Genomic DNA, 14,573 nt, shown 5'->3' with positions numbered 1-14,573 from the left:
CAAAAAAGCCGCTCTCGTGAGCGGCTTTCGTTTATCTGTCAGTTACATCATGTGCTTACGACGAATATCGAGCAGAGCGAAAATACCAAAAATCAAAATTGAGTACTTTTCCCATGCGCTCATCTTAATCTTGTCACCAAACGCGCCGATGAAGATCGCCATTTGCAAACCGTGCATGATGAACAAGAAAGCGGTCATGATGTACAACGCAATCGCTGCTTTGCCCGGGAATGGCATAAAGAAGTTGAGGATCAATACGAACCAGACAAAGGCGATGGCCGCTTTAGCCAGTATCAATAATGCTTTCATTTAACTATCCTTTTAAATTGAGGCTTTAAGCTGGTGAGCGTTCGTACAAGCGGTAACTCACTTGACCTGCGGTTTTCTCGCGGTGCAGGTGCCAGTTTTCTGGTAGCCCAGCAATGTTCAGCTCTTTTTCAGTTTCAATATAAATCATCGCATCTTCAGCAAGCCAGCCGTTTTGCTCCAGCAAGGTCACGGTTTCATCCAATAATCCTTTGCGAAACGGCGGATCGATGAATACTACGTGGTGAGGCGTACCCGGTTGCTGTAAAAAGCTGATCGCATCGGTGTTCACGACTTGAATGTTGTTGGCATTCAAAGACGCGACATTCTTTTGCAGTTGCTGAAATGCTTGTGGGTTTAGTTCAATCATCGTCACTTGTTCGGCTTGGCGCGAAGCGGATTCAAAGCCTAAACCTCCTGAGCCGGCGAACAAGTCGAGACACTTCGCCTGCGGCACATCTTGAGCTAACCAGTTAAACAGGGTTTCTTTTACGCGATCCGTGGTTGGGCGTAGGCCTTCTGCATCATGAACAGGGAGCTTTCTGCCTCTCCATAAACCACTAATAATGCGTACAAAGCCTGTTGTTGGCTTTTTTTGTGATGAGTTTTGCTGGCGACGTCTTACCATAGATTTTTTGACCGCTAATAAAGTGATACTATACCCAATCGCCCAAGCTTTGAGCTTGGATACAGCCCAGAATATTCAAGATGACAGAGTGTAACACTAATAAGATTAGATTCACCTAATTGGAAAGTTTTCACAACTTTGTCATTCGCCTTTTCTGTAAAGTTAATATTCTTGTCAGAAAAGAGTCATTAATAGATAAGAAGACAATCTAGGATAGCCCCAGATGACGGAAAAAAAAGAAGCGCGGATTACTTTCGTGGCTAGGTTTTGGTGATGAAGAGCAAAGCCAAAAACCGACAACTGAAGAGTCAGTAAAAGAAGAAGCAGCGGAAGCTCCTGCCCCCGAGCAACAACCCACAGAAGACGTTGTCGAGCAAGCAGAAGCAGAAGCAGAAGCAGAAGCAGAAGCAGAAGCAGAAGAGCCACAAGTAGCTGTTGCGCCTCGAGTTCAAGAACAAGAAAAGCCCACTGAGAGCTTCTTTGCTCGCCTTAAGCGCAGCCTAAGCCGAACCAAAGCGAACATCGGTGCGGGTTTCTTTGGTTTGTTCAGCGGTAAGAAGATCGACGATGACCTTTTCGAAGAGCTAGAAGAACAACTGCTGATTGCTGATGTGGGTATGGAAACCACAACAAAAATCATCAACAACCTGACTGAAAAAGCCTCTCGTGGCGATCTTAAAGATGGCGAAGCACTTTACGGTCTGCTGAAAGAAGAGATGGCAGAAATTCTTGCGAAAGTAGAACAGCCTCTCGAAATCGACAGCAGCAAAACCCCTTATGTTATCTTGATGGTCGGCGTGAACGGTGTGGGTAAAACCACCACAATCGGTAAGCTGGCTAAGCAATTCCAAAACCAAGGTAAGAAAGTCATGCTTGCGGCGGGTGATACTTTCCGTGCGGCAGCGGTTGAGCAGCTACAAGTGTGGGGCGAGCGTAACAACGTTCCTGTGATTGCTCAGCACACTGGCGCAGACAGTGCCTCGGTTATCTATGATGCGATTGAAGCGGCAAAAGCGCGTGGCGTCGATGTTGTGATTGCTGATACGGCGGGTCGCCTACAAAACAAAGCCAACCTAATGGAAGAGCTACGTAAGATTGTACGTGTGATGAAGAAGATTGATGACTCTGCGCCACACGAGATCATGCTAACGCTAGACGCAGGCACAGGCCAAAATGCGATTAGCCAAGCGAAACTTTTCAGCGATGTTGCCCCTCTAACCGGGATTACATTGACTAAGCTGGATGGTACAGCGAAAGGTGGCGTGATCTTCGCTATCGCTGATCAGTTCGAAATTCCAATTCGCTACATTGGTGTAGGCGAAGGCATCGAAGACTTGCGTCCATTTGAAACTCAAGAGTTCATTGACGCTCTGTTTAGTCGTGAAGAGTAACAAGAGTTAGAGGAAATCAACGGTGATCAAATTTCAGCAAGTGAGCAAAGCTTACCGAGGTGGTCGACAAGCCTTACAGAAAGTCGACTTTCACCTTCGACGCGGAGAAATGGCGTTTTTAGGCGGGCATTCCGGGGCAGGTAAAAGTACCTTGTTGAAACTGATATGCGCGATAGAGCGACCAACGGATGGCAAAATCCACTTCAATGGTCATGACATTACTCGTATCTCAAACAAAGACATTCCGTTTTTGCGCCGCAACATCGGGATTGTTTTTCAAGATCACCGTCTCTTAATGGATCGCAGTGTATTCGACAACGTTGCACTGCCGATGCGCATCGAATCGATTTCTGAAAACGAAATCAAACGCCGTGTTTCTGCGGCGTTGGATAAAACGGGCTTGCTAGATAAAGCCCGTTGTTTGCCAAGCCAACTTTCGGGTGGTGAACAGCAACGTGTTGGTATTGCGCGCGCTGTCGTAAACCGACCAACCTTACTGGTGGCGGATGAGCCGACTGGTAACCTAGATCCTGAACAGTCTAACCGTGTGTTACGACTGTTTGAAGAATTTAACCGTGCTGGCGTAACGATCCTGCTTGCGACGCACGATATCGGGTTAGTGAACACTCGCCCACAATATCGCCATTTTGAATTGAACCAAGGCTTCCTAAGTGAGGTAGAAGACTATGGTAGGTAACAAGCGCACCCAGAAAAAAGGGAAAGGTCGCAGTGCCAAGCGTGCAAATACCGATGGTTTTTTCTCTGTCCATGCAAAACAAGCAAAATCTTCTTTCGGCGCGTTATGGCGTCGTCCTCTCGGTAACATTCTAACCCTAGCCGTGATTTCGGTGGCATTAGCTATGCCAGCATGCTTGTACTTGCTGGGTAAGAACGTGGCGAGTGCAGCGCAAGATGTCGCATCACCGTCGCAAGTTAGTGCTTACTTAGTAGAAGGCATGCCCGATGCTCGCGTGATGGTGTTAAAAGACCAAATTGAGACTTGGCCTTTAGTCAAAGAGGTGGAATATATTTCGCCGCAACAAGGTCTATCTGATTTAAGCCAATACGCCGGCTTTGACCAAGCGTTGAGCTTGTTGAGTGGTTACGCACTACCTGGTGTTTTGGTAATTACACCTGATTCTGAGGCGAAGAGCGATATTCAGTCGATTGCCAAGCAAGTTCGTGAGCAACAAGATGTGACTGACGTGAGGCTTGATGAAGACTGGCTAGCACGCCTTGATGCCATCAAAACCCTTGCTGGCATTATTGTCATCACCCTGACAATACTGATGTTGGGTGCTGTATTTTTAATCGTCGGCAATACATTGCGCTTTAATGTGCTGGCGAACAAAGAAGAGATTCAAACCATGAAGCTGATTGGTGCGACCGATAGCTTCATTCTGCGTCCTTACCTTTACACTGGCATGTGGTTTGGTGTGTTGGGAGCGTGCATCGCATGGCTGGTTACGGCGTTAATCACGGTTGTGATGAACAATGCTGTGGAGCAGCTAGCCTCGCTTTATGATAGCCAATTCCGTTTAATTGGCCTGAGTTGGGATGAATCTCTGCTATTAATTATCACTGGTAGTTTACTGGGCTGTATCGCCGCACGAGTATCCGCGCAGCGTCACCTGAAAGAAATTGAACCAGTTTAGGTGATAAAGGTCTTATAGTTGGAATTTATTAGCACAAGCTAATTTTTACCTCTTGTTTAGACAATTTGTTTATGGATAATTACTCGCCCTTCTTGAAACTTGTTCATTTTGAGTTCAAGATGGCCAAGCTAAATTGCAATGTAATGCTCCAGATCAGAGATTGATGAGGAATTGAATGACAAAAGAAGCGTATCCGATGGCTCTAGTCACGCAAGATAGCCTTGATAGCTATATCCGTTCTGTAAACAGCTACCCAATGCTGACACCAGAAGAAGAGCGTGGGCTGGCAGAACGATTACACTACAAAGGTGAGATAGATGCGGCGAAAGGCCTGATCTTGTCACACCTACGATTCGTTGTTCACGTTGCTCGTGGCTACTCAGGCTACGGCTTGCCAATGGCAGACCTAGTACAAGAGGGCAACATCGGTCTAATGAAAGCGGTTAAGCGTTTCAACCCTGAAGTGGGTGTACGTTTGGTGTCTTTCGCTGTTCACTGGATCAAAGCTGAGATCCATGAATACGTACTGCGTAACTGGCGCATCGTTAAGATTGCGACCACCAAAGCGCAACGTAAGTTGTTCTTCAACCTACGTAAGTCGAAGAAGCGTCTAGGCTGGTTCAACAACGGTGAAGTAGAAACCGTTGCTCGTGAGTTAGGTGTTGAGCCTTCAGAAGTACGTGAGATGGAATCACGTTTAGCGGCAGTGGACTCTACGTTCGATATGCCAATGGACGATGACGACAATTCAAACTCGTACACCGCCCCAATGTTTTACCTAGAAGACAAATCGTCTGATGTAGCGGATAACATTGAAGCGGCAAACTGGGAAACGCACACCAATAACCGTCTTGGCCATGCGCTAGCAAGTCTAGATGAGCGCAGCCAGCGTATTGTTCGCTCTCGTTGGTTAGACGACGACAAAGCGACACTGCAAGACTTAGCTGATGAGTTTGGTGTTTCTGCTGAGCGTATTCGTCAACTAGAAAAGAATGCGATGAAGAAACTGAAACTTGCTGTTGGTGAGTTCTAACTTTCGCTTCTAATCTAAAGTAAGATTTTCATAGAAAGCCGAGATCATGTGATCTCGGCTTTTTTATTTTCGATCGAAAATCGATAGCGTTTGCGATCTAATTTATCTGTGCTACCTGTGCATAACTCTGTGAAGTAATTATTCATTAACTGTTCGAAAGCCGGACAAAATAAGGCTTTGAGGCAGTTTTACTCTTGGGGATAGTTGTGAATATACACACAGTTAGATCAAGATCATCACTACATATTGTGGATCAAAGGATCCAAATACACTTTATCAACGCAATCCACAGATTTATCCACAAATGGTGCGAATATGTACAGCGTTCAATGCCCTGACTATCTCTGTGTCTAAGTTTGGCTTTGGATAGGTTACAATGGCGTCAATAACGACAAACGACTTAGAGAAAGTAAATGGACCAGTTTCAACACATCGATGTACAGGGTGCTCAAGCATTGCTCGAGCAGAGTGAAGCCAAGCTTGTAGATATTCGTGATCCTCAATCTTTTGCTGTCGCGCATGCAGAATCCGCTTTCCATTTGACCAACGATTCGATCGTTTCTTTCATGAACGATGTGGAATTCGAACAACCAATCCTAGTGATGTGCTATCACGGCATCAGTAGCCAAGGTGCGGCACAATATTTGGTTAACCAAGGCTTTGAACAGGTGTACAGTGTGGATGGCGGCTTTGAAGCCTGGCAGCGAGCAGAACTACCGATAGTGAGAAGTTAATGAAGAGATTGGTAACGTTAAATAATCCACGTATGGCGCAAGCTTTTATTGATTACATGGCATCACGCCACATTGATATTCAAATGATGCCGGAAGGCGAGGGGCAATTTGCTCTTTGGCTGACGGACGCGCAGCATGAAATTGAAGTCGAAGCTGAGCTTAAACAGTTCTTGGCCAATCCATCTGCTTCGAAATACAGCGCCGCCTCGTGGGACGTTGCCGATTCGCGTAAGAGCAAATTTCATTACTCCAGCCCGAGTATCATGGGCATGGTGAAGGCCAAAGCTGGGCCAGTGACCTTACTGATCATGGCTGTTTGTACGGTTATCTACTTTTTGCAGATGTTCGGTTTTGGTGATGGCGTGTTTGCTCTGCTGCATTTCCCAGCTTTCGAAGGGCAACAGTGGCAACTTTGGCGCTGGATCAGCCATGCATTGCTGCACTTCTCCGTTACCCACATCGTGTTCAACCTATTGTGGTGGTGGCAATTGGGTGGTGATATCGAGCGACGTTTAAGTTCTGGTAAGTTACTGCAAATTTTCCTGATTTCTGCCGCGCTATCTGGTGCTGGCCAGTTCTACGTGGAAGGTGCGAACTTTGGTGGTTTATCTGGTGTGGTTTATGCCTTGCTTGGTTACTTGTGGATCCTTGGTTACCGTTGCCCACATCTTGGTTTGACCCTACCGAAACCGATCATTGGCTTTATGTTAGTGTGGCTAGTGCTTGGTTTTGTTCAGCCATTTATGGCGATTGCCAACACGGCGCACTTGGTGGGCTTGCTTTCAGGTATGGCGATTGCGCTGTTTGATTCTGGTAAACAGAAATACCAACAAGCTTCATAAGTGGATGACGCACGGATACCAACAAAAAAGACCGCCAATCTGCGGTCTTTTGTTTATCTGTCTTTCTCTCGTCTTAGGGGGAGCTCGTCAGCTTTAGCTGTTCACACTACTGGTAAAGGTATTTGGTAAACAGCAAATCAGCAATGATGGTTTTGCCAGTCTCTGGCAACAAGGTTTCATTGAGCTCTTTCACCAACGTTTTGCGCAGATCTTCACGACCAGACAAAGACTTAATTGTATCTTCAGTTTGCTTACCCAGAAGCTCAATCACTGCATCGCGGATCAGCGGCTGGTGGTGCTCGATAACGGCAAGGTCTTGTTGGCTCATCACCATGATGTCCATACGTACTTGGACATAACCTAATTTGTTGCCCTTGGTGTAAAAGTTCGTGGTCAAATCGGGTTCGAGCGTAAAGTAGGCTAATTTAGGTGCAGCTTCTTCTGATTCTGCCCAACTTGGTGCTGAAGCAAGTAGACTTAGCGCGAAAATAATTTGGGCTATATAACGTTTGTACATATTTCTAACTTTTCTTTCTCTGGATCGCGATATTCGAATCGCTTCAGTCTTGTTACAATAGACCGTCTATAACAAATAACGGAACTTACAGTTTCAATAAGACGGTAAGTTGTTGCTTTATTGTACGCATAAAGCCTCCAATTGAATACTAGTATGAATCAGCCGACATCACTCTATCTTGCTTCTTTATTGGAAGTAGAGTGGCAAAACCCCGAAGATTTTGAATTCCCAAACGAATTCGCTCAGCATTGGCTTGAAGAACAGGGCTCTTTGTCACGTCGTTTAGGCCAGCATTGCCAAAACTTAACGGTGGAATTGCTGCACAATCAGATCGTCACTGCCAAGACGTTAAAACAGGATGAGAGCCAGCTATTGTCTGAGCAAGATTGCCTACTGAGAGAGGTGATTTTATGTGGCGACAATACGGATTGGGTCATTGGCCGCACGCTCATTCCTCGCTCAACCTTGGTCGATCAACAATATGACTTAGCTCAGCAAGGAGACATTCCGCTGGGTTTAACTGTGTTCAGCGCCGATAACGTTGAACGCGATGCTCTGCAAATGGGATGGGTTAATTTGCCACAGGGGCGCTTTTTAGCGCGACGCTCAAGACTGTGGATGAATCACAAACCCATGCTGGTTGCTGAGTTATTCTTACCAAATTCACCTGTTTACGCTAAGGAGAAGGTGTAAATGTCCGCAGAAAAAGCCAAAGCATATTGGCAACTGATGCGAATGGACCGCCCAATTGGCTCACTGTTGTTATTGTGGCCGACGGTTTGGGCACTTGTGATTGCCGCCCAAGGCATGCCAAGTTGGAATGTACTCATCGTGTTTGTGTTAGGCGTGTTCCTAATGCGTAGTGCTGGTTGTGTGATTAACGATTTTGCTGACCGCAAAGTAGATGGGCATGTGAAGCGCACCAAACAGCGTCCTTTGCCATCGGGTAAAGTGACCTCGAAAGAAGCGATCGGCCTGTTTTTGGTTCTGGGTATCAGCTCTTTCTTACTAGTGCTGACCATGAACCCACTGACGATTAAGCTCTCCTTTGCTGGTATCTTTTTAGCGTTCATTTATCCATTTATGAAGCGTTACACCCATCTGCCACAGCTGTTTTTGGGCTTGGCTTTTAGCTGGGCGATTCCGATGGCGTGGGCTGCGCAAACAGGCGAACTGCCTTGGATTGTGTGGTTTGTGTTTGTGATTAACGCTTTGTGGACTATTGCCTACGACACTCAATATGCGATGGTCGATCGCGATGATGACTTAAAAATTGGTATCAAATCGACAGCTATCTTGTTCGGTCGTCACGATAAGTTGGTCATTGGCGTTCTGCAGTTGGTTACCTTGGCGATGCTAGTGCTGCTGGGCCAACACTATGAACTTGGCCAAAGTTACTACTGGACGATTCTGGTTGCTGCTTCTTTGTTTGTGTACCAGCAACATTTGATTCGCCACCGAGAGCGCGATTTGTGTTTTAAAGCCTTCCTCAACAATAACTATGTGGGCATGGTGATTGCGATCGGTCTTCTTATCGCTTTCTGGTAACGGCTTCGTACAAACATTCAGATAGAAAAAAGGCATCCAGTTGGATGCCTTTTGTTTTTAGTCGAGATGAATATCGAGCTTAAGCCAATTATGCTTGCAGCTGGTGGATACTCTCTTCGATGGTCAATTTCACTTCTGGGTAGAGCAAGGCAAAAAGCAGTTTGGCAAATTGCTGTGTCTTCTCAAGATCACAGTTACCATCACAGTCTAAGTATTGTTGCTCTTTCAGCGTATTGAACATTGCAGCAAATACCCCTTTGTCGAAGAACTCTGGCGCGTTGATGCCGTGTAGACGTCCCAAACGCTGCGCAATATCTTGGCTCTTCTGCTCAAGGTCAGATTTACCCAGTTCTTGGTCTGCCACAAGTAGGTTCATTGCGATAGAGTAACGTTGCAGTGTTTCGGTGATAGTACGACCTAACAGAACCAATGATTGGTTGTTTGACTGGTTAATTTCCAGCTTGTCGCCATCTTGGCAAATCATCTTCTGCTCAATGAACTCGTTCAAGATCTTCACGACCAGCTCGTTCAATTCTTCTTCTTTGTAGCTTAGGAATAGCTCTTTTTTCAGGAATGGGTAGATTTGAGCGACGTTGGCTTGAATCTTCTCTACGGTCACATTGCGCTGACGAATAATCATCTGAGCAATCAGTGAAGGGAGAGCAAACAAGTGAATGATGTTGTTGCGGTAGTAAGTCATCAGAATCGACTGGCTACGATCCAGTGAAATGATGTCACCCATAGTGTCAGTTTCAATCACAAACTTATCAAGTGAGATAGCGTGATCCACCAACTCTTCAGCTGTTTCTGTTGGAACCGTTGAAGTGCTTGAGTATGGGTTGTTCTTAAGTAGCTTCAGGTAGCATTCGATCTGATTGATCAGAGAGTCACGAGACAACGCACGCTGACGAGACGCCAATAGTGCGGTCGCACATAGAGTCAGAGCGTTGGTCGCAGCTGCATCGTTAATGTGCGTCATCATCTTGTTCGCCAGACCGTTCACCACAGGGTTCATCCATTGTGGTTTGCTGCCGCCCATATGGTCGATGTCTTTGGTCCACTCTGGCGCGTGTTCATTCAGGTATTGGTTTAGCTGAATCGGCTCACCGAAGTTCACGTAACCAAGGCCAAAGTTGCGCAGCTTACGTAGAGTACGCAGAACAAGACCCGCGTTCTCTTTCTCTTTGCGAGAACCGCGAAGCTCTTTGGCGTAAGTACCCACTTCCATTACGTGCTCGTAACCGATGTAGACAGGCACTAACGTTACTGGACGGTTTAGACCGCGTAGCATGGCTTGAATCGTCATTGCCAACATACCGGTTTTCGCTTGAAGCAGGCGACCAGTACGTGAACGACCACCTTCGCTGAAGTACTCAACCGAGTAGCCTTTAGCAAACAGCTCTGATAGGTACTCACGGAAAATCGTGGAGTATAGCTTGTTGCCTTTAAAGCTACGACGAATAAAGAACGCACCACCACGACGGAAGATTGGACCCGCCGGAAAGAAGTTTAGGTTAATACCCGCAGCAATGTGCGGTGGCACCATACCTTCATGGTATAGAACATAAGAAAGCAGTAGGTAGTCCATGTGACTGCGGTGACATGGCACGTACACGATCTCATGACCATCTTGCGCTAAGCGACGAACGGTCGAAGCGTTGTTGATGTGCAGACCTTGGTACAGCTTGGTCCACAGCCAGCCAAGAATACGATCGCCGTTCTTCACTAAGCCATACGAGAAGTCCGCTGCAATCTCGTCCATGATGTCATGGGCTTCTTTGCGTGCTTTCTCGATAGAAATGTTTTTACTTTGCGCTTCGTCTTCAATCGCTTTTTCAATCGCTGGCGATTTCATTAAGCGTGCAAACAGCACTTGGCGTTGAGGCAGGTTTGGACCTGATGCCGCAAGCTTCTGACGAGAGAAGTGGATACGTGCAACGCGCGCTAGCTTGTGTGCAATAGCGCTGTCGGTACCGTGAGAATCTGCCATGTAACGCAGTGAAACCACTGGGCTAAAGCGCACCAAGCAGTCACGACCTGCTGCCATTACCGCTTTTGCTTTTTGCGGACCATTCATTGGTTGCAGGTACGGCTTGTGGTTTTCTTCTTTACCTGGCTTACGACCCCAAAGCACGGTTGCTGGGATCATTTGCACGTCTAGCTCACTGTCGAGTTTGTGCAGTTCAAGTAATTCAGTAAATAGAGAAACAGACTCACTCGGTACGTCGTTATCATTGCTCATCACGGTCGGACGAGAGGCAATAAACACGTAACGAGTCAGTTTTTTGCCATTGATTTCTAGCGGGCTAAGCGGGTCTGGTAGACCAAGGCTCAAAGCTTGTTTTTGTAGTGTCAGCAAATCCACGTTCGAACGGAACGGTAAGGCGTACACAATCGGTTTCGCTAGGTCGATGTTGAGATCGTCAATCGGATTCGATGGAATTGTGGTGCCCTTTACCATTACCGATAAAGGTAGTTTTAGTAATGAACGTGAAAATGATTGTCCAGAAGACATAAAGTTCACAGCCTCAATAGGTATTCAAACAAGCCTAACCTTATTTCTGCGTCCGCTTCCCCATCTTCTATAGGAAAGGAAATAGATACGGCAATAGAAATAAGCCTAGGCGATAAATTTTAAGCGCAGCAAGGATACCAGAAACTGGTCAAACCTTTTAATTTTATTGAGCGGAAATTAGTCTAACCCCTAGGTTGTTGCTTTCATTAGACGAATTGGTTGTTTCGTGTTTAAAACGCATGTTCGCTTAAGGTTTGTGGGTAGGATCTGAAACTGGCGCAAATAAATTAAAAAACAACCAATTGGGTTTTCATTTGTCCATTTACTGGATATACTCACAGTTAACTGTATAAAAAGACAGGTGACATATGAAGCCGTTAACGCCACGCCAACAACAAGTCTTCGATTTGATTAAAAGCAAAATCGAAGACACCGGAATGCCACCAACTCGTGCAGAGATTGCGCGTGAGCTTGGCTTCCGCTCTGCGAATGCCGCAGAAGAACACCTAAAAGCGCTTGCTCGTAAACAAGCGATTGAAATTATTCCAGGCGCATCTCGCGGGATCCGAATCCTACTTGAAGATGCGGCAAACGACGATCAAGGTCTGCCTTTGATTGGTCAAGTTGCTGCTGGTGAGCCGATTCTGGCTCAAGAGCATGTGGAGTCTCACTACCAAGTGGATCCTGCTATGTTCAAACCAAAAGCAGACTTCCTACTTCGCGTAAATGGCGAAAGTATGAAAGACATCGGTATTATGGACGGCGACTTGCTGGCTGTGCACAAAACCCAAGACGTGCGCGACGGTCAAGTTGTGGTTGCACGTGTTGATGATGATGTGACGGTGAAGCGTCTAGAGCGCAAAGGTTCTACGGTTCTGCTGCATGCAGAGAACGAAGAATTTTCACCAATCCAAGTTGACCTAACGTCGCAACACCTGACGATTGAAGGTCTGGCGGTTGGCATCATCCGCAACACTGATTGGATGTAGGTTTCTTGCCTCAAGCATTCTAATAAAGCCCAGCAATCTGCTGGGCTTTGTGTTTTCTAAGCTTTCTATTGTTGTTTTCATTCCCTTCAAACTTATTGCGCTCGCCACCGGTTAAGAATTTTGGTTATGCTGTAAAAACTTGCAAGTGATATTGAGATTTATTATCATCTAAATCCATTTAATCATTTTCTTTTCGGCGTAAGGAAATGCCCATGTCCAAGCCTCAACATCACGTACCCAATCATCTGTTGAAACCGTTGTTTTTGCGCAGCCGCGAAAGCATGGTCGACAATGGTTTGGTGTACGATCCAATCGCCGCAAAAGCGTGTTTGAGCTGTAAGATGGCACCAGATTGTATTAGTGGTGATGTCGATCAGAAGCAACTATTGCACGTGACCTTAACTCAGCTGTGCGATCAGCAGGTCAGTCACTTTCTTCAACAACACTCAGACGCTTGGATCATCAATGTTGGTGCAGGTTTAGATACACGCTTCTACCGTTTGGACAATGGTCGTTGTCACTGGATTGAACTGGATGTCACTGAGAATCTAGTTTGGCGTCAGCGATTGTTCCACAAAAACGAACGTTACGAGCATCGTTGCGGCAGCGTAGAAGACATGAGTTGGTTAGATGAACTACGCATTCCCGAAAAAGCACCAGTATTGATTCTGTGTGAGATGGCTTTACTCGATTGTGATGAATCACGTGTCGCAACCTTTATCCAAACTCTGGGGCGCCATTTTGTTTCGGCAGAAGTGTGCATGGTACTAGCAGGTGATCTAACCGAAAGTAAATGGGGTCAGAAGCTCGGCTCAGATACGTATGCACATGGTTTTGAAGCACCAGCACAACAAGTACTGCATTGGCTACCATGGGCACAGTGGGTCAAAGCTTTCTCACCATTCGACCGGTTCTGCTCACGCTGGAAGGCATGGCAACGTTGGCTAAATAAGATCCCAATGTTGAAGCATCGCCTCACGCCAGTTCTCGTTCACATCAAGTGGTAATTGGCTAGGCATTAAACACTCAGGTACACTCGCAGATCTAAACAACGAGGTGCCTGTGACAAATTCTATCTTCTCTCCTTTATCGAATCCTCAAGTGCATCGCCAAGTGTTAGCGCTCGCTATCCCTATGGTGCTGTCGAATATTACTGTTCCACTCTTGGGCTTGGTTGACGCTGCGGTGATCGGTCACCTTGAACACGCTTGGTATCTGGGCGGCGTTGCATTGGGCAGTACCATGATCAGTGTGACGTTTTGGTTGCTTGGCTTTTTACGTATGTCGACTACTGGATTAGCGGCGCAGTCCTATGGTGGTGAGGACCGAAAACAACTCGCGTTGGTGTTTATGCAAGGCTCACTGATGGCACTGCTGTTTGCGTTAGTCTTTCTTATTGCCCATAACCCGATCGCGGATCTGATCTTTGGTTGGAGTGATGCCAGTGCTGAAGTGAAGCACTACGGCATGCAATATTTCTCTATTCGAGTGTGGAGTGCGCCCGCAGCGCTGATGAACTTTGTGCTGTTGGGTTGGCTGCTCGGAACGCAAAACTCCAAAGCCCCAATGTGGATGGTGATCATCACCAACGTAACCAATATTGCGCTCGATTTACTGTTTGTGATTGGTTTGGGCTGGAAAGTAGAAGGGGCAGCGCTAGCGTCGATGATTGCTGATTACTCAGGCATGGCGTTTGGCTTGATGTGTGTATGGAAAACATGGCGTGCACGTCAATTGCCATCACCTAAGAGTTTGCTAACTGATACTCAACATGGGTTAGGGCGGTTCGTAAAACTCAATCGTGACATCTTCTTACGCTCGCTCTGTTTACAAGCTACGTTTAGCTTTATGACTTTCCAAGGCGCGAGCTTTGGTGATGATGTGGTTGCGGCCAATGCAGTATTGATGAGTTTCTTGATGATGATTTCCTATGGTATGGACGGTTTCGCTTATGCCATGGAAGCCATGGTAGGCAAAGCGATTGGTGCCAAAGACCGAGCGCAGCTCAGTGCTTCGTTGATTGGTACTTTCTTTTGGAGCCTGATCATCTGTTTAGGTTTGACTGCAGTATTTGGTTTGGCGGGATCGCACTTGATCGCCATGATCACTTCGATTGAAGCGGTGCAGCAGCAAGCGTCGGTGTATCTGCCTTGGTTGGTGGTCATGCCATTAGCATCGATGTGGTGTTTCCTGTTTGATGGCATATTTGTTGGTGCCACTAAAGGTAGAGACATGCGAAACAGTATGTTCGTAGCGACTTGCTGTTTCTTTGCGATTTTCTTTTTGTTCTCTGGCTGGCAAAACCATGCGCTGTGGTTTGCGATGACCAGTTTCATGGCAATGCGAGGGATTGGACTCGGCGCTATCTTCTTCTATCAATGGCGCAAGGGAAGCTTTCTTGCCTAGTTACACATA

At 46.5% G+C, this 14,573-nt stretch carries 14 protein-coding genes and 1 pseudogene; 11 read left to right on the top strand and 4 right to left on the bottom strand.

Translation table 11 applies throughout. The features are described from left to right. Positions 1-42: 42 nt before the first annotated feature. Positions 43-309, bottom strand: coding sequence for a DUF1145 domain-containing protein (locus tag KHO06_RS16190; protein ID WP_005438504.1), 267 nt, complete (start codon positions 307-309; stop codon positions 43-45). 25 nt (positions 310-334) lie between these two features. Next, a complete protein-coding gene (gene rsmD, locus KHO06_RS16185; protein ID WP_045372311.1) occupies positions 335-934 on the bottom strand; it encodes a 16S rRNA (guanine(966)-N(2))-methyltransferase RsmD in 600 nt (199 codons plus the stop codon). A gap of 230 nt (positions 935-1,164) precedes the next feature. Between rsmD and ftsY the strand changes: the two are divergent. The 6 genes and pseudogenes from ftsY to glpG form a co-directional block, all read left to right on the top strand. Next, positions 1,165-2,325: pseudogene (gene ftsY / locus KHO06_RS16180) on the top strand (signal recognition particle-docking protein FtsY); the annotation flags it as partial. A gap of 22 nt (positions 2,326-2,347) precedes the next feature. After that, positions 2,348-3,022: a cell division ATP-binding protein FtsE gene (ftsE, locus tag KHO06_RS16175; protein ID WP_212581869.1), complete on the top strand. Its 675-nt coding sequence runs from the start codon at positions 2,348-2,350 to the stop codon at positions 3,020-3,022. Next, on the top strand, positions 3,012-3,980 hold the full coding sequence (gene ftsX, locus KHO06_RS16170; protein ID WP_212581868.1) for a permease-like cell division protein FtsX: 969 nt from the start codon (positions 3,012-3,014) through the stop codon (positions 3,978-3,980). Before ftsE ends, ftsX begins: the two co-directional genes overlap by 11 nt. 175 nt (positions 3,981-4,155) lie before the next feature. Next, positions 4,156-5,013 (top strand): RNA polymerase sigma factor RpoH, encoded by an 858-nt coding sequence (gene rpoH, locus KHO06_RS16165; protein ID WP_005535656.1) that lies wholly within the window; start codon positions 4,156-4,158, stop codon positions 5,011-5,013. Between the two features lie 413 nt (positions 5,014-5,426). Then, positions 5,427-5,747, top strand: a complete 321-nt coding sequence (glpE, locus tag KHO06_RS16160; RefSeq protein ID WP_010650540.1) for a thiosulfate sulfurtransferase GlpE — start codon at positions 5,427-5,429, stop codon at positions 5,745-5,747. Then, complete coding sequence (gene glpG / locus KHO06_RS16155; protein WP_005430922.1) at positions 5,747-6,589, top strand: rhomboid family intramembrane serine protease GlpG; 843 nt, start codon at positions 5,747-5,749, stop codon at positions 6,587-6,589. Before glpE ends, glpG begins: the two co-directional genes overlap by 1 nt. A 106-nt stretch (positions 6,590-6,695) precedes the next feature. Here glpG and KHO06_RS16150 read toward each other — a convergent pair whose 3' ends face one another. Further along, a complete protein-coding gene (locus tag KHO06_RS16150; RefSeq protein ID WP_005535662.1) occupies positions 6,696-7,106 on the bottom strand; it encodes a flagellar basal body-associated protein FliL in 411 nt (136 codons plus the stop codon). 153 nt (positions 7,107-7,259) lie between these two features. Between KHO06_RS16150 and KHO06_RS16145 the strand changes: the two genes are divergently transcribed. Next, positions 7,260-7,799 carry a chorismate lyase gene (locus KHO06_RS16145; protein ID WP_172840916.1) on the top strand — a complete coding sequence of 180 codons (540 nt, stop codon included), beginning with the start codon at positions 7,260-7,262 and terminating at the stop codon, positions 7,797-7,799. Continuing rightward, complete coding sequence (gene ubiA / locus KHO06_RS16140) at positions 7,800-8,654, top strand: 4-hydroxybenzoate octaprenyltransferase (protein ID WP_005430916.1); 855 nt, start codon at positions 7,800-7,802, stop codon at positions 8,652-8,654. Positions 8,655-8,742: 88 nt separating this feature from the next. On the opposite strand, the gene plsB is transcribed toward ubiA, so the two are convergent. Then, positions 8,743-11,169: a glycerol-3-phosphate 1-O-acyltransferase PlsB gene (gene plsB / locus KHO06_RS16135; protein WP_045372298.1), complete on the bottom strand. Its 2,427-nt coding sequence runs from the start codon at positions 11,167-11,169 to the stop codon at positions 8,743-8,745. Positions 11,170-11,537: 368 nt separating this feature from the next. On the opposite strand from plsB, the gene lexA reads away from it, so the two are divergent. The 3 genes from lexA (at position 11,538) to dinF (ending at position 14,564) form a co-directional block, all read left to right on the top strand. Beyond that, on the top strand, positions 11,538-12,158 hold the full coding sequence (gene lexA / locus KHO06_RS16130) for a transcriptional repressor LexA (RefSeq protein WP_005438488.1): 621 nt from the start codon (positions 11,538-11,540) through the stop codon (positions 12,156-12,158). Positions 12,159-12,370: 212 nt separating this feature from the next. Then, the gene (locus KHO06_RS16125; RefSeq protein ID WP_038890520.1) at positions 12,371-13,165 is read left to right on the top strand and encodes a class I SAM-dependent methyltransferase; all 795 of its coding nucleotides are present in this window, start codon (positions 12,371-12,373) and stop codon (positions 13,163-13,165) included. A 55-nt stretch (positions 13,166-13,220) separates the two neighbouring features. Beyond that, complete coding sequence (gene dinF, locus KHO06_RS16120; RefSeq protein ID WP_212581867.1) at positions 13,221-14,564, top strand: MATE family efflux transporter DinF; 1,344 nt, start codon at positions 13,221-13,223, stop codon at positions 14,562-14,564. Positions 14,565-14,573: the final 9 nt, after the last annotated feature.

Origin of the sequence: Vibrio sp. B1FIG11 (assembly GCF_905175335.1) — a bacterium.
Classification (GTDB): domain Bacteria; phylum Pseudomonadota; class Gammaproteobacteria; order Enterobacterales; family Vibrionaceae; genus Vibrio; species Vibrio campbellii.
Note: the sequence above shows the minus strand (reverse complement) of the source record. Positions and strands in the feature narration are given on the sequence as shown.